Source organism: Bifidobacterium tsurumiense (assembly GCF_000741765.1).
Lineage (GTDB): Bacteria > Actinomycetota > Actinomycetes > Actinomycetales > Bifidobacteriaceae > Bifidobacterium > Bifidobacterium tsurumiense.
On sequence record NZ_JGZU01000003.1, the window covers coordinates 134,013 to 153,557 of the forward strand.

Here is a 19,545-nt window from a genome sequence, read left to right on the forward strand (position 1 = left end):
AGGACAATCAGACATATCGAACAGTAATCCTCGATTCAACTCATGACTACGACCAGATTCCATGCAGGCACGACCAGATCCTCACCTTGAGAGACCTGATGGCCTTGCTGAAGAGCCTGGTTTCGGGTGGCCTCCTCATCCACTGTGCCATCGAATGAGATGATGCGCGGCGCAACTACCACCGTGCCGGAGACAGGACTTGGCGCCGAAACCTCAGCATCCGAATAATTCAACATGTAGGTCAGCGTGCGACCTTGAGCATTTTCGCCTTGCCGCACGCTCAATACCCCCGCGAGCGCCAAGCCGACTCCCGCAACTCCCGCATGTTCCACAGCTTCACGCATTACATTGCGCAGCACATCCTCTTGAAGATCGGTAGCGATCCATTCAGCATCTCCATCACCGAAGGAATGTCTGGTTATCGCGGCGTAAGCGCCCCACGCATAGTGTCGGTAGCGCGCCAACACTTCGCAGTCAGTGTCCGGTTTGAGCAACTCGATGATGTCTCGCGCCTCGGCTCCGTCCAAATCATCCAATGGGCCGTTGAATTCCACAGCAACCGATTGCGGACGAGTGAACTGGTTGTAACTCATGCCGAACACATCATGCAGGTCATGCGGCGCCTTGTCATGCCAAACAGTGACATCCTCGTTCGAGACAAAAGATCGCATGGTCGAGACCAAATGCCCTCCTTGACGAACGTAATCTCGCAGAGCGTCTATCGTGTTTTGCGAAGCGCAATACAATGCCGGAGTAATAACCATGCCATAGCGCGAAAGCGTGTCGTTCGAGGCATCCGTCGGAATGAAATCGCACTCAACATTCAAATCGAATAATGCGTCATACACTCGCCGCACCACTTCGTTATATCCAGTCTGTTCCTCCCCGGAGCCGAGCCGACTCCCACTGCCCGCACCATACGGATAGAAGCGCTGCATAGCATTCAACGATTCATTGGACACCATAATCGCCACCGCATTATGTTTGCGCATATGAATCAGCTGCGAAGCCAATGGATCCTGCGCAATTTCGCGACCGAATACGCCTGCTTCGCGATATGTGGGATTGGGTTCCAAATCATGGCTCAGCAGTCCACGCCAATAGGTTTCGAAGGAGTTATGAATGGAATGCCAATGCCAATACATCACACCATCGGCACCTGACGCCAGATGGCTGTAGGCCTGCAGCCTCAATTGCCCGGGGTACGGCAGCCATCCATGCTGCCCCTGCGCTTCGGTTTCCAGGACGATGTAATTGCGTCCTCCCTTGACACTGCGCGAGACATCACCGCCGAAGGCAATTTCCTTGCCAGTCAAGCCGTCTTCTGAGGGATGATAGATATCCACGCCGGCGATATCCACGGCTTCGGCGGCTTTGAAATGATCTACCGCAGGTTGAATGCCGAAGGAATATCCACGCCAGTCGTAATCGAAGTTATGCGTTATGAACTGGTCATCTCGCGCAACCTCGCGCACGATATCGCCCTGCCATTGGAGGAATTTGGCGACCTGGGACCTACGGAAAGCGTCAAATGCGCCACTGAGCGAAGCGTTGATGGAGTTGGAAACATCCGGGAAGTCCTCCCACGCATCAATGCGATTCGACCAATAATCCAAGCCGAATGCGGCATTCATGGCATCCAGGTCATCATGGAAGCGCTTGCGCAGATGCTTGACGAACAGCATCTGCATATCAGGACTGACCGAATCGTAATACTTGGTTTCATTGTCGATTTGATACCCGATAACCGAGGGATGATAGGCGACATGAGAGATCAGTGCGCGTATCACCCGCTCTCCGTAATATCGATATGCGGGGTTGACGATATCCATAATCTGGCGAGGACCGTATTTGCCTTGGCCGGCGGGGGTTTGGGCCAGAACATCAGGATGCATTCGCACCAGCCACGCCGGAACGGCATAGGTCGGCGTTCCAACGATTACCTGAATGCCATATCGCCGTGCCGCATCCAGGGCCCTGTCAATATGGGTGAAATCAAACTCCCCCGGCTGCGGTTCACATGTGCTCCAGGTGGATTCGGCGATACGGATCACATTGATTCCCGCATCGCGCATCATCTGCATATCAGTATCAATGCGATCGATATCGCGCGGAATGTATTCGTCATAGTATGCAGCACCGAACAATATGCGATCTACTGCTGTTTTGGCCATGGGATCTCCTTAGATTCCGCTTGATCAACTCGATTGGCGACTGTGCCGTTCCCGCGCCAATTCGAGTATCAGTTCTTCTTTGGCTATTTCTCGAGTACGAATGTATTGAAGGACCGTGGTGCCAGCTTCACCGATACCGCCAAGGACGGGTTGCGCGGATCGGCAAAATCGAATGGCAATTCACGTTCCAAGGCATTCTGCACCACAATGACCACTGAGCCATCGGGATTGCGCAAGGCGATGCCCATGGCATTGAAGTGACCTGTTGCGCCCAGCACCACTGCGCCAGGGCGCACATACTTCGAGAAGTGCCGCATAACATACCACTCCGGATTGCGTGTGATCTCGCCCGTCTTGCTATCCACGCTGTAGAGCGAATTTTGCTGCCATCCCCAGGTGCTCACGATCTCGGTCAGCACCATATTCCAATAGGTATATGCTGTCGCGCCATTGCGCAGATAATGATTGATGAGGTGGAAAATGTATTCCGCATATTCCCAGGAATTATCGCCCATGCCGCATTCCGACTCGGTCATGAGCAGCTCAAGCTCGGGCCATGACTGGTGCGTGCGCGCGATGGCATGCTGCCCTGCCCACTGGTAGCCCACCCCTGCGATGTATTTCCTGGCTTCATCATCAAAGAGGATATTGTCGACATAGCGACTGTAATTATCCAATTTCATGCCATAGCCGCCACCTGTCCAGGACATATCCTCAGGACCATTCAGCGTACCTAGGAAAATGGCGGTATCAATGCCTTCCTGTGCGAAAATCGGCCCCAGATAATCACGCACGAACACTCTCATATCCTCGCTCGACCACAGACAGCTGGGGAATTTCTGGTCAGCGAAAACCTCATTCTGCACATGGAGCTGATTGATGTGAATGCCTCGCTCCGCATACGTCTTGATGTATTTGACGAAATAATGGGCATATGCGGTCAGGTTTTCAGGCGTCATCACGATGCGACCGAAATTGTATACCTTGGGGAACTTCATCCAAGTGGGCGGACTCCAAGGACTTGCAAAGAGTTGCAGATCGGGCTGATATTGCTGCGCCTTGCGAATATACGGCACCAATGTGGAATCATCGTGCTCCACACTGAAATGCTTGAGATCGTAATCGCCATCCTCTTCGTCGTAGCTATACCACTGTTCCGCGAAATCATTGGCTCCCACAGGCGTGCGATTGAAGGTGAAATTCAATTCTTCCGGACTGAACAGCTCGCGGAACACGGTTTCTCGGTCTTCGGCACTGACGTATTTGGTAAGCGCTTGGTATCCGAGCTCATTGAAGCATCCCCCGAAGCCGCGTAGCTTCTGGAATTCTTCACCGTTGAGTTGCAGCCCCTGAGCGCTTGAGGCAGAGAGCCGTTCCAGAGTCGTTTCCACTAGGCGATGTTCGGGCGTGGATGCGATCCATATTGACATGACGACGTCCTTTCTTGAGAAGATCGATGCGATATTGCGGCGGAAATCATTAATCCACAGACTTGATAGACATTATGAAAATGCAGCCAAGCAGTGCGAATACGATGGCCACGGGGAACGCGACGGAATACCCCACGCTGACCACCAAGGTCGACATGACCACAGGACCCAGCATCTGGCCAATTGTTGTGGCCAGATTCAGCACTCCCAGATCCTTGCCGGCTTCTTCCTTATTGGGCAGCACATCCACATTGAGCGCCTGATCGACCGAGGAATACACCCCATACCCCAGACCGCCGATGCCCGCGAACAGATACATGCCCAAGGTCGAATGCAGAACCCACGGCAAGACGATACCAATTGCAAACAGCACCGACGCCACCACCACTGGGATCTTCCTGCGACCAATAAGATCAGAAATCGGACCTGCCAGAAGCGAGCCCAACAATGAGACCACCATGGTGATTACAGACATTGTGGCAATGGCGACGCCTGCATCGGTTACGCTGAGTCCCACGTAGTTTTCCAGAATGAACAATTGATAGATGGATATCATCTGATAGCTCAGCAGCATGCACAAACGCCCTGCAAACGCCTTGTAAAAATCATGAGCGACGGAAAAACGCGGCGGAGTAAAGCTTTTGAGCACATCAAGGAAGGTTTCCTTATCCGTGGGCAGATAGTCAGCCGGCCCTTCTTTGGGCAATATGATCACGGCAACGATGCCGCCAAGGAACATCAATACGCCCGCGAGCGCGAATCCCGGCGCACGATTGGTGATGAAGTATGCACCCAACAATGTGCCTATAGGTGCGCCAACCGTCTGTCCTGCTCCGAAGAACGCCGACATGGTGCCGCGCATTCCTGAGGGAATTCTGTCGGAAATCATGGCGACCATGGGCGCCAGCATGCAGTTCAATCCGAACATGCACAGGCAATACACCACAGTAAGCAGAACAGGGTTAAACGTCATGCCGGTGAGAAATAGCGTCACACCACCCAGAACCGCTCCCGCAAGGATAAACGGCGTTCGCCTTCCCCTCCGCGAACGGGAACGGTCGGAGAAGTTGCCGAACAGGAGGTTGGCGATAAGGGATGCGAAAGCCGTGAATGCATTCACCACACCCACCAAAACGTCCGGAGATACGCCCTCGACGCTTTTGTAATGTTCCGGGAGTAGGACTGCAGAGACCATGCCCAATCCCGACATCCACAGTATGCCGAACACCAGGAAACCGATTCCAAAACGGATTCTGGTCTGGGACGGCATCGGTTTGCCGGTTTCCGGAGAAAGCGTTGGATCTGCTTCTGCAGCCATAACCGCATTGCGATGAAGAGCCCACCGCAATCCCATATCCATGGGCATCCTATCTTCCATGACGAGGCCTTTCCAATATTGATATTCAATGGTCATCTTTGACGATGCATCGTTGCTTATCCAATTTATCTAATAATTATTAGATATAAAATGAGCATATGCTTCTTTGCCATGGATGTCAATCCCGCAATATGAATACAAGATGGAATAATAGCAACAAAGGCTGCAAAACAAGCTAGTTGATTGATAATCCTAATAGACTATGGCAGTCAAAGACCTCGTAAACGCAAGTCTCCATATTCGCCGACCATGGTTCCATATATGAAATATATCGCAATAATTCGCAAATATATTGAATATTTATTAAGTATCAAAATGCGGCATCTCCCCATACCAAAACAGCGCCATAGTATCCCTGCTACGAGCGTTCATGCCAAGACATTGTGTCAGCGATATAAATCCCACAGAGGCGAGGGGAAAATCATTCGCTCGAATGTCACCCACTCATCCACCAGATCGATGGGTGGCTCACGCAGCCATCTGAGCTGAATGCCATCCATGGCTTCCAGGCTTCGACGCACAATCGGCCTCATATTCGCATCCCAAGACCCCATATGCGGAGGAATTCTCCATGGGATTTCGCTGTATTTCTCCCATACCGAGTCCGGGCGATGCAGGAAATAATCATAGAGCGGATGCTCCGGATTAAACGCCTCGGTTTCCAAAACCATATACAACCGAACCAAAGACCGGCGTTGAGCATTATGGCGCACCAAAAAACGCAGGTATGCGGGGAAGAACGGCCCATCCGGATCGCTGCCGGGCAGACCCGATGCCATAAAATCAGCAGGTGTGCCTGAAGTATCGTAAATATCGGTGACCAAGAGGGAAAGCAAGCCTTCGCGATTGCCCACATAATGCAGCAATCCCGGTTGAGAAATCCCCACTTCCTGTGCAATATCCTTCAGGGACAATCCGTTGAATCCCCCACGCTCAGTCACCAGACGAGCGGTGACCTCTACGATTTCGCGCTTGCGTTCTTCAGGATCCTTGCGGATACGCTTCTTTGTCCCTTGAGCCATATCGCTAGTGTAAACCGTCGAAACCGACCACGGCGTGTCACATCGACTGCGATCGTCTTAAGCCTGGAAAACCTCAGGATGGGCATCATCCCCCGGCACATCGGAAAGCAAGCCTTCCAACCCAAGGAACTCCTTCCAGAATTCCAAAGGCTGTCCATATGGCTTGCTGTCTTGGCCATGGGCCTGCAAATCAGCCTTGGCCGCAAGCACATCCAACTCGTTCACGCCATCAAAATACGAGGTGAGTCTCGAGAATTGCTCATCGCGATAGAACAGTGAAGAGACCATTTCCATCAATCGTCCCACCCCTGGCAGAGGCAAGGAATCCCAATGTCGCAGCTCGACGAAATTCTTGAGGCGAACGTCATTGAAATGCGTGGACAGCACATGGTTGATCTCATATGCATTGAATTCGCGATCAGGATAGACTTCTGCGGCATTGTCCCTGAATGCGGCGCGATGCTGCTGAGCCACAGGCAGGTCGGCAGCCTCCGGCGTATGTGTCAGATCGGCGAACATCATCGGTGTGGATAGCACATCCACTGCATAATCCTCCCAGCCGAAGCGTTCATCATACAAACCGGGGATTATGCCGGTTCTTTGCGGGTCGATAGCATCCCACATCCGTTGACGAAGCAATGGATACGGATTGTCACGTCCTTCAAAATATGGACTGTTCCTGAAGAACCATGCCGTAATCGGCCCTATTGCCGTGCCGATTCGCAGCTTTGCCAAGGCGTCACGTTCATCACAATAATCGATGCTTATCTGAGTCGCGGCCGAACACCGCATCATGCACAGACCGTACTGACCCACACGACCCAAATAATCGGTCATGGCATCATAACGACTCTTCGGATTCACTCGCACATCTCGCCAACTTGATTGCGGCTGATAACCGTAATTCACCAAACGAAAGCCCAGTTCGTCGGCAATCGGATCAACTTCGGAACGGAATGCGCGATACAAACTGCGCAGCTCATCGATACGGTGAATCACGCCCAATGAGCATTCCAACTGCGCACCGGGCTCCAAAGAAACCGAGACACCTTCACGCCCCAAACCGACCAATCGGCCGTTATCCCAATATTCTTCAGATTTATCATAGAACGGGCGGAGCCTATGCAGGAGGACTTCAATACCCGCATCCCCGTAATATCCCACCGCAGCATCATCAGCGTTGCTCACCGGCAGATGCTCGATTTCCACGCCGTAGCCCTCATGGCTTGCATCGGTGCATCCCTGTTCAAAGAACCTCAGCAAGCTGTCAACATGCTTGGGATTCACCGTCGCGTTCATATGAGCATAACTGATCTGTGCAGTATTCATAGTCGGTATGGTAATCGAGGCTCTGCAGCCACACGAGCCATGAGGTATACGAATAATCGATAACGCTTTGCCAAGGCTCGGATGGCCGCCTTCCTCAACACGCCTCACACAATAGGTTCTGCCCGGTATTCCCCCGCGACCTACCTGTTCTTCGGTACCGTAGTGCCTGCCAGAGCCTTCTCCCCTGGACGCGCAAGAACTCCGACAAGGTCATGGGCCACATATGGCTCCTCAAGAAACGCTATTTCCTCTTCACTCAATGAAATATCCACTGCATCGGCTGCTTCATCCACACGTTGCGGCTTTGAGCAGCCAACGATCGGCGCCGATGCACCGTGCACCCAATGCCAAGCAAGTGCGATCTGAGCCATAGAAACACCGCGACGCTTCGCCAATTCGTCAACACGCTGCACGATCTGCATGTCATTGTCACGTGCGGAATCGTATTTGCCGCGTACCACCGAATCCGTTTTGCCACGCACGGATTCACTCTCCCACGTCGGACGTGCAAGATGCCCGGAAGCCAACGGCGAGTATGGGGTCGGCAAAATGCCATATTGCCTGCAAACAGGCAGCATCTCTCGCTCATCCTCACGGTACAGCAGATTATAGTGGCATTGCATCGTGGAGAAACCAGCCCAGCCATGCTCCTGAGCGGCATGAATCATATTGTGGAACTGATAGGCATACATGGCACTTGCACCTAAAGCACGCACCTTGCCTTCTTTCACCAGCTCGTCAAGCGCTTGCAAGGTTTCTTCGATAGGGGTGTTGTAATCGAAACGATGAAGAATATACAAATCGAGATAATCCGTGCCCAAGCGTTTGAGGCTCCCCTCTATCTCGCGCTTAATCGCCGGGGCGGAACTGCCGCCTTCGTTGAAGAAGACCTTACTGGCTAGCACCACGTCTTCGCGTCGAACGCCCAGTTTGCGTAGGGTCTGACCAATGTATTCCTCACTGGTCCCATGCGCATAGACATTCGCCGTGTCGATGAAATTGATTCCCCGCTCTAATGCGCGGGCTATCACTTCCCTAGTTCCCTCGGGATCCAGCGTCCATTGATGCCAGTCTCCACCGGCCTTACCAAAACTCATACCCCCAAGGCACACCTGCGAAACCTTGATATCGGTATTGCCTAATGTCGTGTACTTCATGATGACCATCCTTCATATATGATGCCACTTCGATGACAAGAAGTCACATTGCACTACGCAGTGTCTTCTTCATCCTAAAACTTCAAGCCCACTTGAAGTCAAGAGAAGATATCTATACGAAATGATCCCTCGGCTCAGGCCGCATACGAGCGAGAATTGGAAGCTTAGGAATCTGAGCTCAATTAAAGCGCATGCATAGAGCACATCAGCGCAAGCAAAACCAATAATCATTGAAAAAACACGACAACCAAATATCAGGGTTATGGGCCAAATATCGCCAACCGAAAGGACGGCTGGCGATATTCATGGTTTGGGCGGCAACGTGACGGGAGCTATTGCGTTTATTGCTCAGAAGACTGGCGTAGCCGCCTTTTTTGCCGCGGCGATCATCAGCTTGATGCGATTGAGCTGATTGGCCTCGGATGCGCCCGGATCGTAATCGATGCTTACGATATTGGCCTGAGGATGCAAGCGCCGTATCTTGCCGAACATGCCTCGCCCCGTCACGTGGTTGGGCAGACATGCGAAGGGCTGTGCGCACACGATATTAGGACAACCCGACTCAATGAGCTCCACGATTTCGGCAGTGAGCAGCCATCCTTCCCCTGCCTGAACGCCGACAGAGGTTACTTCTGCCGCCTTTTCCACCAATTCGGGCATCGGCAGATCCTGACTGAATTTGCCGTGGGATGCAGCTATGGCCTTGCGGACCGGGCTGAGATATCGATCGACGCCCCACCTCATGATGGCATAGACCACGGGATTACCCTTCATGCCCAGATTGTGTTCATTCCAATCAGCTGTGTATGGCCTGGTGGTCATGAACTCCATGATTCCTGGCACCACGGCCTCGCAATCCTGTGATTCGATGACATCAACCAAATGGTTATTGGCATCGGGATGGTATTTCACCAGGATCTCGCCGACCACACCAACCCGCGGCTTGCGTGGGATATCACGCAAGGGCAAGGCGTCGAAGCTACGCACTATCTCCTTGACCAGAACCCCATATGGCAAATATCGCTTGCCAATATTGCGTGCCGCAGTATCCGAGAACCCGTGATGTTCCAAAGTCTCTCGCACTATGGCATCCCACATGCCATACAATGCGTCAGCACTGCCCGCCTCTTGTTCGTACGGCCTTACGCGTCTGAGGCATTTGAGCAGCAGATCGCCGATGACCAAGGCCTTCACAGCCCTATGCAGCAGCGCCGGAGTCACTGAAAAACCGGGATTATCCGCAATTCCCTGCGTAGTGAGCGCCAATACAGGCACTTGCGGGTAGCCGGCATCGATAAGGGCCTTGCGAATCAGGCCGAAGTAGTTGGTCGCCCTGCACATGCCACCGGTTTGCGTGATGGCCAATGCCACGTGATCGGGGTCATATTTGCCTTGGACGATGGCGTCAACCAATTGACCTACCACCATAATCGCCGGATAACACGCATCGTTATTCACATATTTCAGGCCTATTTCCACATCATCACGGTCGGCTTGTTTCAAAATGTCGAATTTGTATCCGCCGGAACGAATGACCGATTCGATAAGTGACATATGAATAGGGCTCATCTGCGGGGCGACAATGGTGTAATCCTTGCGCATCCGCTTGGTGAAGGCAACCTTATGCGCATATCGCGAGAGCGTGGCCGCATGCGCAGGGGAAGTCTGCGATTGGTGAGACTGCCCCTCTCGTTTCGTTGGATGCACAGTCTTGCCTTTGCCGTTGAGATGTTTGCTGGATTGCAATACCGCATCAAGCATGGCTTGACGCCCCGGAGTCGGCGCAGGTTTGCCCGTTGCCCGGAAATGGGATGTTGGCACGTCATGATCAAGACCCGTGTCCTGCGTCTGTTCCGCAACTTTGAGGCGCTCTTCAGCTTTGGCCAACGCCTGACGTGCCTGTTCGACCTGCTGCCGAGCCGCTTTCAAAGCCGCGTCGTTTTCGGATTGACCATTGACGCTAGCTTCGTGCTGAACATGTGCAATACGTCTCTGATTGGCTTCACGTTCCTCAACAGCAGCCTTCAAGGAGCGCAACCTGATCTTTGCAGCTCCCAGATTGCTGACCTCGTCGATTTTCAGCAGCGTGTAGACATCTGCCTTGTCCGCAAGGATCTCACTGACCTGATCTGTGGTGATGGCGTCCAAACCGCAGCCGAAGGAATTGAGCTGAACCAGTTCCAAGCCTGGATACGAAGCGACAAATTGCGCCGCCGCATACAATCGTGAATGATACGCCCACTGATTGGTGACGCGCAGCGGCATCTTCGTCACCTTGCGGTCTTCGACATGCCGGAAGCCCGCCTTATCTTTGGCACGCGGATTGAGTTCATCCCTGTCGAGATATTCACTGATCTGCAAGGTATCTTCAGGATTCAGATTGCTTATTGAATCCTCAGAAAGCACCACCATGCCCAGAGAGCAAATGGTTTCAGGAATGCCGTGATTGACCTCGGGATCGATATGATACGGCCGTCCTGCCAGCACAATTCCACGGCAATGGTGTTCCTTCATATAAGCCAAGGCACGCACGCCTTCTTTGCGGACATCATCGCGGAATACCACACTTTCCGCGTATGCCGCCTTGACTGCGACTTGTGCCTCTTCACGACTGACATTGGCCCACGCGAATTCCTCCACTATGCGATCCACCATCAGTTCATGATCGGCCATATTGAAATACGGCTTCATAAATCGAATGCCAGGCTGCCTCAACTGCGGCATATTCGCTTCGATAACCACAGGGTAATTGGCGACGATCGGGCAGTTGTAATGGTTATCCGCATCATCCACGAACTGTTCCTCATAGGATACGCAAGGATAGAAAATCGTCTTGATGCCCTTGTCCAAAAGCCATGTGATATGCCCGTGCACAAGCTTCGCAGGATAGCAGATATTCTCCGAGGCTATGGACTCTATGCCTTTCTCAAACAGCTCATGATTGGATCTGCCGGAGATGACCACTTTGAATCCCAGAGACGTCAGCAGGGTGAACCAGAAGGGGTAATTCTCATACATGTTGAGCACGCGCGGAATGCCGATCTCCCTTCGCGTGGCCTTCTTGTCGGTAAGTCGGCGGTATGCGAAGCAACGCTTGTATTTGTAGTCGTAGAGATTGGGTCTGTCAGAACGCTGCTTGGTGGCATCGCCGCCGCGCTCGCATCGATTCCCGCTGACATATCGCGAACCATCATGGAATGTGGTAATGGTTAGTTTGCAATGGTTTTGGCATAGCTTGCACACATCACGCTCAGTGGTCATGGACAGTTCATCCAGTTCCTCACCGCTCAGAATGCTCGACTGAGTGTGCTGTGCAGGATCGTTGGCATCGTGACCATCAGTAGCAGCGAAATCGCCTTGTTCGAACTCATCCACATAATGCATGCGGGCGGTCAGCGCTGCGCCATATGCGCCCATCAATCCGGCGATATTAGGACGTGTGACTTCCCTGCCGGTAAGCAATTCGAATGCACGCAGCACCGCATCATTCAAGAATGTGCCGCCTTGAACCACGACGGTGTCTCCCAGCTCTCCGGCATCACGAAGCTTGATTACCTTGTACAGGGCATTACGCACCACCGAATAGCACAATCCAGCGGCGATATCTTCGATTGAGGCACCCTCTTTTTGGGCCTGCTTCACCGATGAATTCATAAATACCGTGCAACGGGAGCCCAAATCCACCGGATGCTCAGAGCGCAGAGCGGCCTGCGTGAATTCCTCAATGCTCAGTCCCATGGAACGGGCGAAGGTCTGCAGGAATGAACCGCAGCCCGCCGAACAGGCCTCATTGACGGCTATCGAATCGATAACGCCATCGGTTATGGCCAGATATTTCATATCCTGACCGCCTATGTCGATAACCGCGGTGACTCCTGGACTGACCAGTTCCGCACCGCGATAATGGGCCATGGTTTCCACCACTCCCTCATCAAGATGCAAACCCGTCGAAATCAGCCCTTCGCCATAGCCTGTGGCGCAACTGCGCGCAATATATGCACCTTGAGGAAGGCTCGACTGAACACGTTTGACGATATCCACAGCAGCAGTCAAAGGGTTGCCGTCATTCGTGGCATATGAGGACCACAAAATATCGCGGTCATCATTGACCAGTGTTGCTTTGATGGTCGTCGAACCGGCATCGATCCCGAGGAAATGCGGGCCGCTGGCGCCATCGAGATTCCCTATCTGGACGTGTGACTTGTTATGCCTTGCCTCGAATGCATGACGCTTCTCGTCTGAGGCAAATAAAGTGGGCATAGTAGGCGTATTGCCAATCACATTCTGCAGCGATTTCACTTCGTCGATAAGCGCCTGGCATGATTCTGCACGAAGAGGCGTGTCGAGGCTTTCAGGCTCCCCTGCCATCAATGCCGCACCGAAGGCCACATACAAATGGGCGCTCTTAGGCACCACAAACTCATCGACTTTGCCTTCCAGAGCGCGGTGGAAGGCCTCGCGCAACTGCGAAAGGAAGAACAGCGGGCCTCCAAGGAAAATAACCGTGCCATGGATGGGTCTGCCCGATGCCAAACCTGCAATGGTTTGCGTTGCGACAGCGGTAAAAATAGAAGCGGCCAGATCAGGCTTCTCGGCACCGTCATTGATCAGTGGCTGCAAATCAGATTTGGCAAATACTCCGCAACGCGAGGCAATGGGATAGAGCGTCGTGTATTGCTTGGCATAAGCATCCAAACCCGAGGCATCAGTATCGAGCAGAGTGGCCATCTGATCGATAAAAGCGCCGGTTCCTCCTGCACAGGAGCCGTTCATGCGCTGCTCAGGAGTTGGTTTCAGATAGGTTATTTTGGCGTCTTCGCCACCGAGTTCGATAATCACATCGGCTTGAGGATATTCCTGATCAATGGCTCTTGTTTCTGCAATGACCTCCTGCACAAAAGGCACATGCAGGCTATCCGCCAGTCCCAGACCGCCCGATCCGGTTATGGTGAGCGCCAGCTGCTGATCCTCTCTGCCCTGCTTGCGCAATTCGGACTGCACATCCTGAAGCAGTTCAGCCACTGTTGCGCGCACATTGGCGTGGTGACGACGGTAATCTGCAAACAATACTTGTTCCAGACTGTCTCCGTCTTCCAACACCACGGCCTTTACGGTGGTCGAACCAATATCGAGCCCGACACGCAGAGTTGCTGAATCAGATTTCGTGTGCATTCCCACCCTCATTCATTGAATTGCCATACGGTAAACCGTTGCTTTCCAACGTTTCTCGGAATATGGTAACCCGACGACACGTCAGCATATGAATATGCATATAGAAGCTTACGAGCATCCAAAACCCAAGAACGACAAGGGAAACGTGAATTTCGTGTAGGCATTGCGCTCGCGTGTTGTCTATCACCGCAATTGTTGTCAATGCGGGCATCGATGCCATATCCACGAAGCTAGGCCGTCTCACGAAAAATGGCATTACACATACCAGGCATACGCGCAGTAAACAGCAAAAGAACATCACCCGCAGTTATTCGGATATAAGCCTTCGAGCACAATCCTTCGGGCGCAATTATTTAGGCGCAATTCTTTAAGCGCAATTCTTTAAGCGCAATGCAACCCAAGGTGAATGCGCCAAATCAACCGAAACCGACGAATCTCAGGCTTTTCCTTCGCCCTCGGCTCTTTCCTGACCGTAGATCTCGGGGATGAAGCGTTCCTGATCATGCAGTTTGCTCCACTGCACAGGAGCCCCTTGTGCCAATGATTGCGGCACATCCAGGATCCGCTGATTTCGGGAACCGCGGAATTGCAATAGCGAATCATGAAGAGTTGCGATATATCGGCCGTCAACCAGAATATCGACATAGCTCAGCAACTCCATTTTGTCCTGGCTTTCGCCGGGGCGCATAAGTTCTTCCCATGTGTATCCGGTCCAGCACCAGATATCCTTGTCATGGCCGAATTCACTGCGAATGCGCTTTGACAGCCTGAGCAGGACACGGGTATTCAAAAGCGGTTCTCCGCCCAAATAGGTTATTCCCTGAACGAATGGCTGCGCCAGATCCTCAATAATATGATCTTCCAATGCCTGGGTGTATTCATGCCCTGCCTTGAAATCCCATATGGAAGAGTTGAAGCAATCCTTGCAATGGAATGGACATCCGGAAACGTACAGCGAACAGCGGATCCCTTCGCCATCGGTCATGAGGAATCGTTTGTAATCGGCCACCATATCCTGACTTAACCGCTCGCTGGTCCACTGCCCTGCACGTGGATTATTGGCAAGCTTCGTCGGAATAAAAGGTCCGCGATCGGTCTCATTCGCAGCGAAATCATGCAATTTCATCTCAGCCATGACATATCCCTCATTCACACATTCCAATACAAACGCCGTATGCGGCGCAACACTCCTCGCAGAGCCTGCGTCACTGCATACAAATGGGGTGCATCGCAGCGAGTCACCAACGATGCACCCCAGTAACTTCACATCACTTAGTGTCTTGGAACCATTCGCGATCAGTGCCATCCTTAAGCGTGACATGGCCAGTTTCTCCGGCCATATGCTTTACACGATGTGCGATCTCCTCATGACGTCCATGAACCATAGGACGCTGAACCGGATTGCCCAAGTAACCGCATGTGCGCTTGGTGACATTGCACTTGTCTGGATCGTTATTGCCGCACTCCGGGCACTTGAAGCCTTCTTCGGTCGGCTCAAAATCACCCTGGAAACCGCATACGAAGCAGTGGTCGATTGGAGTATTCGTACCCAAATAGCCGATGCCGATGTTGTAGGCGTAATCCCAGACCGCTTCCAATGCCTTCGGATTGTCTTGCAAGCAAGGGAACTCGCAATAGTTGATGAAACCACCCGATGCAAGATACGGGAAGTCCTTCTCATAATCGAGCTTCTCCATAGGAGTCGGCTGCAGCCAGACCGGATAGTGGAAGGAGTTCGTGTAGAAGTCGTGATCCGTTACGCCTTCGATCTTGCCGAACTTCTCACGATCCATACGGTTGAAGCGGTCGGTCAGTGACTCGGCGGGAGTGGAATACACCGAGTAATGGTAGCCTTCGGCGGCACTCCACTGCTTGCACAGCTCATTCATGCGGCGTACCAGAGAAAGCGCAAACTCCTTGCCTTCCTCATCCCAGCCATGATCGCGCATCCAGTCTTTGCCATAGAACACAGCGGTCGCCTCGTAGAGGCCGATATATCCCAAAGAAACGGTTGCACGCTCATTGCGGAAGAGCTGATCCACATTGTCATTGGCGCCCAAACGTCCGAATGCACCGTGACGGAAGAGCGTTGGGGCATTCACAGGAGAAGCCTGCTTGCAACGCATGATGCGGAATTGCAGGGCCTGGTGAGCCACTTCCATGCGCTCTTCAAAGGTCTTCCAGAAACGATCGCGATCTCCATGGGATTCGAGCGCGATACGCGGAATATTGACCGTCACCACACCCAAATTCATACGGCCGTCTTCGACGTTTTCACCGGTTTCGGGATCCTTCCAACCTTGCAGGAAGGAACGGCAACCCATAGGGGCCTTGAATGAACCGGTGATCTTGATGATGTTCTCGTAGAACACCACATCCGGATACATGCGCTTGGTGGAGCATTCCAAAGCAAGCTGCTTCAGATCATAATTCGGGTCATTCTTGTCAGCATTCACACCATGCTTCACCGTGAAGACCAACTTGGGGAAGATCGCAGTGTGGCGGTCCTTGCCCAGACCGCGGATACGGTTGAGCAAGATTGCACGCTGAATCTCACGGGCGAACCATGAGGTTCCCAGACCGAAGCCCACAGTGACGAAAGGAGTCTGACCGTTGGACACACGGTTGGAATTGATCTGATATTCCATGGTCTGCATGGCGTCATAAATTGCCTTGCGAGTCATGATCTTGGCATAGATCTCGCGCAGCTGCTCGATTGGCGAAGCATCTTCATTGAAAGGAGTATCCGCTGGCAATGGAGCACGGTTCTCAAAGTGCAGGCTATCGGGCTCCTGGGCCTTCATGCCGTCCACCATATTACGAATCACTTCGATCGGCGTGGAATCAGGAATCATGGCACGAGCCATTTTCAGATTCTTGTCATAGTCGCGTCGTGCATATGGTTCCAACATTTCATCGGCACGGTTGACGGTCTGACCGCCGTATTGGGCGCCCGCAATATCCTTGATAATCTGCGTGATCTGCGTAGCTGCGGTACCGATGGACTTTGGTGAATCCATCATGGCATTGCCCAATGCGAAGCCATGGGCCAACATATCGCCGAAATCAGGCAAAGAACAGTTGGTCATTGCGGTAAACGGCGAATAATCAGCGTCATGGAAATGAATATCGCCCTTCATATGTGCGTTCGACACCACGTCAGGAAGCATCGAGAACGCCGATGCCTTGGACACCGCACCCGCCAGCAAATCACGCTGGGTGGCATAGACATTGGAGTCCTTGTTTGCATTCTCACGCACCAGCGACTCGTCATGATTGACCAAACGGCTCACCGCTTCGTTGATATCGGTGGCCTTCGCCCGGTCGATATCCTTGTTCAAGCGATAATTGGTATAGGTTCGCGCCACTTCATACAAGTGGTTCTCAATCAAACCATGTTCCACCAAATTCTGGATATCCTCGATTTTGGCCGGACCGTTGTATCGTTCCTTGATTTCGCCCTCTATTTGGTCGGCCAATTCGCGGATCATGCTTTCCTCTTCAGGACCGACTTCTTTGCCCAGATCCTTGAAAGCCGATTTCACAGCACTGATGATATTGATGGAATCGAATTCCACGATGCGACCGTCGCGCTTTTCCACCAACACCGTTTCCTTTGTTTGTGTGGCAGTAAGCGTATGCAACATTTGCGTCTCCATCGTTTCATCCTTTCCTAATCCCGACATGCTTCGCCCAAATCACATTCATGTAATTTGTGGGCCTTGTCATACTGTACCCCATTCCAAACACGACATCTAGTACATCAACACTGCCAATCACCCAGATATAGTGGTCGATTGGCTTGAAGCCGCCACTCCCACGAATTGTGAATTCCTAGGGAATTCCACCCATCCGCGTGTCGCCGGAACAAGTCGCGGACCTTCGGATTGGATCGGCTCCGGCAAGGCCGCAACAACCATACGCGCCGTGGCAGAAGAGTGAACTCGAAGATCTTGCCAATCAGTGAATTTCCCCACGCACATCACCGAACACACCGGCAACGCAGGACGTTCGGCACAGAGCATGCACTGCGAGTGCCCCGGCGGAATGTCCCTTGAATGAGAGAATCTGAATGCATGAGTTTTACCGGTTATGACGCGACTTCATCGCTAGGCATGGGGATGGATGCCAAGCAAGCACCGACGCCGGATCGCCTCCCTCGATTGGCTCGCGACACCACCGCCCGATCCCCTTGGCCAGTCAGTGTGCTCAGCCAGAAATTCCATGACGCCGTGACCAAATGGCCCGGCGCATGGATCGAAGGGCAGATCGTCGAGATTAATATGCGACGCGAATCTTCGGTATACATCACACTGCGCGATAATTTCGAAGACGTCTCGATCAATGTCATGGGTTTTCGCAACTTAGTCGCCATGGCACGCGATTTCCGCCAGGGCGATCGAGTGGTCGTTCATGGTCGACCGGATATCTGGATCAAGGCCACGCGACTGAGCTTTGTCGCCGACGACATTCGGCGCGTGGGTGCCGGAGATCTGAAAGCACAGATCGACGAGCTTCGCAAGAAGCTTAAAGGCGAGGGTCTTTTTGACGCAGATCGTAAGGTGCCGATACCCGAATTCCCTTCATGCATCGGGCTGGTCTGCGCCCCGCAGGCACGAGCAGAAGGCGATGTCATCACCAATGTCAATCTGCGTTGGCCTGCGGTACGGTTCAACGTGGTCCACGCCCATGTGCAGGGACCTCAATGCCCTCCTGATGTCATCAAAGCTATCCGACAACTGGATGCCGATCCTTCTGTCGACGTGATTATCGTCGCAAGAGGCGGCGGCAGCTTCGAAGATCTTATCGGCTTTTCAGACGAAGGGGTGATCCGTGCGACAGCGGTCTGCCAGACTCCGATTATTTCGGCCATCGGCCATGAAGATGATTGGACGCTTATCGATCTGGCCGCCGATTTGCGCGCATCCACTCCTACTGACGCCGCCAAGAAAGTCGTACCTGACGTTCGCGAGCAATGGCAGTTAATCGTCGGCGCCCAACAGCAAATGCGCATGCGCATTTCCGCCAATATCAATAATGAACTGCGATTGGTCGAGGGATATGCCAGCAGGCCGAGCCTGACCAAACCGCACACCATGCTCGAGCCGCATGAAAGGTTCCTGGAAGATAGCGTGCGGCGTATTCGTCAGGGATTGACGAGAATCGTTGACGATGCCTCGTTCACCGTTGAAAAGCGGTTGGCCACATTGACTGCGCTCAGCCCACAATCCACATTGAATCGAGGTTATGCCGTCATCCAGTCTGCAGATGGGCATGTGTTGGATGATGCCGCAACCGTGCATGCCGGAGACAAACTCACCTTGACACTCAGAAAGGGCAGCGTTGTCGCCACAGCGGATGCGGATGGACAAACCGTGGATACTACTTCCCAAGCCTGAGCAATACCGCAACCAAGGCATTGACGGCAGCTGGAGGCAATCAACCAACTGCCTCCCTCCTTCCGCACAAGCAATTCATTCAGCACACAGTCAAACCATCAACACAAGAAGGAGTCAATAATGAGCAAGGAACAATCCTCAACCACCCCAGCAACCACCGCTTCAACTCTGAGCGACAGTGAGCGCGAGGCCATCGCCACAATGCCATATGAGGAGGCACGAGACAAGCTCATTCAAGCCGTGCAAGCCTTGGAAGCAGGCGGCTTGAACCTTGATCAGTCCATGCGCCAGTGGGAGTTGGGGGAGGCTTTAGCCAAGCGTGCACAGACTCTTCTGAACGAGGTTCGCGCCAAATTGGACGCGGCACAAGCCGAGCAGGAAGCCACTGCAGACACGGCTGGCACGCAGGCCAATCTGGACTGATAGCGTTCATCTCTTTGCAAGTTCGCACTGAATAAGGAGTGGGGGTTCTGGATGCCGGTCA

Annotated in this window: 11 protein-coding genes; 2 read left to right on the forward strand and 9 right to left on the reverse strand. The window is 52.9% G+C overall.

Annotated elements, in window-relative coordinates; translation table 11 throughout:
* Positions 1-35: 35 nt before the first annotated feature.
* The 9 genes from BITS_RS01400 to nrdD all read right to left on the reverse strand — a co-directional run bounded on the left by BITS_RS01400 (position 36) and on the right by nrdD (position 17,321).
* Positions 36-2,174 carry a beta-galactosidase gene (locus BITS_RS01400; protein WP_044259212.1) on the reverse strand — a complete coding sequence of 713 codons (2,139 nt, stop codon included), beginning with the start codon at positions 2,172-2,174 and terminating at the stop codon, positions 36-38.
* An 83-nt stretch (positions 2,175-2,257) separates the two neighbouring features.
* Positions 2,258-3,604: a glycoside hydrolase family 30 protein gene (locus tag BITS_RS01405; RefSeq protein WP_026642909.1), complete on the reverse strand. Its 1,347-nt coding sequence runs from the start codon at positions 3,602-3,604 to the stop codon at positions 2,258-2,260.
* A gap of 49 nt (positions 3,605-3,653) precedes the next feature.
* Complete coding sequence (locus BITS_RS01410) at positions 3,654-4,982, reverse strand: MFS transporter (RefSeq protein ID WP_026642908.1); 1,329 nt, start codon at positions 4,980-4,982, stop codon at positions 3,654-3,656.
* Positions 4,983-5,368: 386 nt separating this feature from the next.
* Positions 5,369-6,004: a TetR/AcrR family transcriptional regulator gene (locus BITS_RS01415; protein ID WP_026642907.1), complete on the reverse strand. Its 636-nt coding sequence runs from the start codon at positions 6,002-6,004 to the stop codon at positions 5,369-5,371.
* Between the two features lie 57 nt (positions 6,005-6,061).
* On the reverse strand, positions 6,062-7,333 hold the full coding sequence (locus BITS_RS01420) for a glutamate-cysteine ligase family protein (RefSeq protein ID WP_044259214.1): 1,272 nt from the start codon (positions 7,331-7,333) through the stop codon (positions 6,062-6,064).
* A 140-nt stretch (positions 7,334-7,473) separates the two neighbouring features.
* Positions 7,474-8,490 (reverse strand): aldo/keto reductase, encoded by a 1,017-nt coding sequence (locus tag BITS_RS01425; protein WP_193345809.1) that lies wholly within the window; start codon positions 8,488-8,490, stop codon positions 7,474-7,476.
* Between the two features lie 348 nt (positions 8,491-8,838).
* On the reverse strand, positions 8,839-13,674 hold the full coding sequence (locus tag BITS_RS01430; RefSeq protein WP_044259215.1) for an acyl-CoA dehydratase activase-related protein: 4,836 nt from the start codon (positions 13,672-13,674) through the stop codon (positions 8,839-8,841).
* Positions 13,675-14,098: 424 nt separating this feature from the next.
* Complete coding sequence (gene nrdG / locus BITS_RS01440; RefSeq protein WP_081693609.1) at positions 14,099-14,797, reverse strand: anaerobic ribonucleoside-triphosphate reductase activating protein; 699 nt, start codon at positions 14,795-14,797, stop codon at positions 14,099-14,101.
* A gap of 133 nt (positions 14,798-14,930) precedes the next feature.
* Positions 14,931-17,321, reverse strand: a complete 2,391-nt coding sequence (gene nrdD / locus BITS_RS01445) for an anaerobic ribonucleoside-triphosphate reductase (protein ID WP_026642901.1) — start codon at positions 17,319-17,321, stop codon at positions 14,931-14,933.
* A gap of 456 nt (positions 17,322-17,777) precedes the next feature.
* Between nrdD and xseA the strand changes: the two genes are divergently transcribed.
* Positions 17,778-19,061 (forward strand): exodeoxyribonuclease VII large subunit, encoded by a 1,284-nt coding sequence (gene xseA / locus BITS_RS01450; RefSeq protein ID WP_044259242.1) that lies wholly within the window; start codon positions 17,778-17,780, stop codon positions 19,059-19,061.
* A 120-nt stretch (positions 19,062-19,181) separates the two neighbouring features.
* A complete protein-coding gene (locus BITS_RS01455) occupies positions 19,182-19,484 on the forward strand; it encodes an exodeoxyribonuclease VII small subunit (RefSeq protein WP_026642900.1) in 303 nt (100 codons plus the stop codon).
* Positions 19,485-19,545 lie beyond the last annotated feature (61 nt).

Bases quoted from the DNA above. Each gene is read 5' to 3' on its own strand.
- BITS_RS01430 (WP_044259215.1), bottom strand. From the start codon at position 13,674: ATGAGGGTGGGAATGCACACGAAATCTGATTCAGCAACTCTGCGTGTC.
- nrdD (WP_026642901.1), bottom strand. From the start codon at position 17,321: ATGGAGACGCAAATGTTGCATACGCTTACTGCCACACAAACAAAGGAA.
- BITS_RS01405 (WP_026642909.1), bottom strand. From the start codon at position 3,604: ATGTCAATATGGATCGCATCCACGCCCGAACATCGCCTAGTGGAAACG.
- BITS_RS01400 (WP_044259212.1), bottom strand. From the start codon at position 2,174: ATGGCCAAAACAGCAGTAGATCGCATATTGTTCGGTGCTGCATACTAT.
- BITS_RS01455 (WP_026642900.1), top strand. From the start codon at position 19,182: ATGAGCAAGGAACAATCCTCAACCACCCCAGCAACCACCGCTTCAACT.
- nrdG (WP_081693609.1), bottom strand. From the start codon at position 14,797: ATGGCTGAGATGAAATTGCATGATTTCGCTGCGAATGAGACCGATCGC.
- xseA (WP_044259242.1), top strand. From the start codon at position 17,778: ATGGGGATGGATGCCAAGCAAGCACCGACGCCGGATCGCCTCCCTCGA.
- BITS_RS01415 (WP_026642907.1), bottom strand. From the start codon at position 6,004: ATGGCTCAAGGGACAAAGAAGCGTATCCGCAAGGATCCTGAAGAACGC.
- BITS_RS01425 (WP_193345809.1), bottom strand. From the start codon at position 8,490: ATGAAGTACACGACATTAGGCAATACCGATATCAAGGTTTCGCAGGTG.
- BITS_RS01410 (WP_026642908.1), bottom strand. From the start codon at position 4,982: ATGGAAGATAGGATGCCCATGGATATGGGATTGCGGTGGGCTCTTCAT.
- BITS_RS01420 (WP_044259214.1), bottom strand. From the start codon at position 7,333: ATGAATACTGCACAGATCAGTTATGCTCATATGAACGCGACGGTGAAT.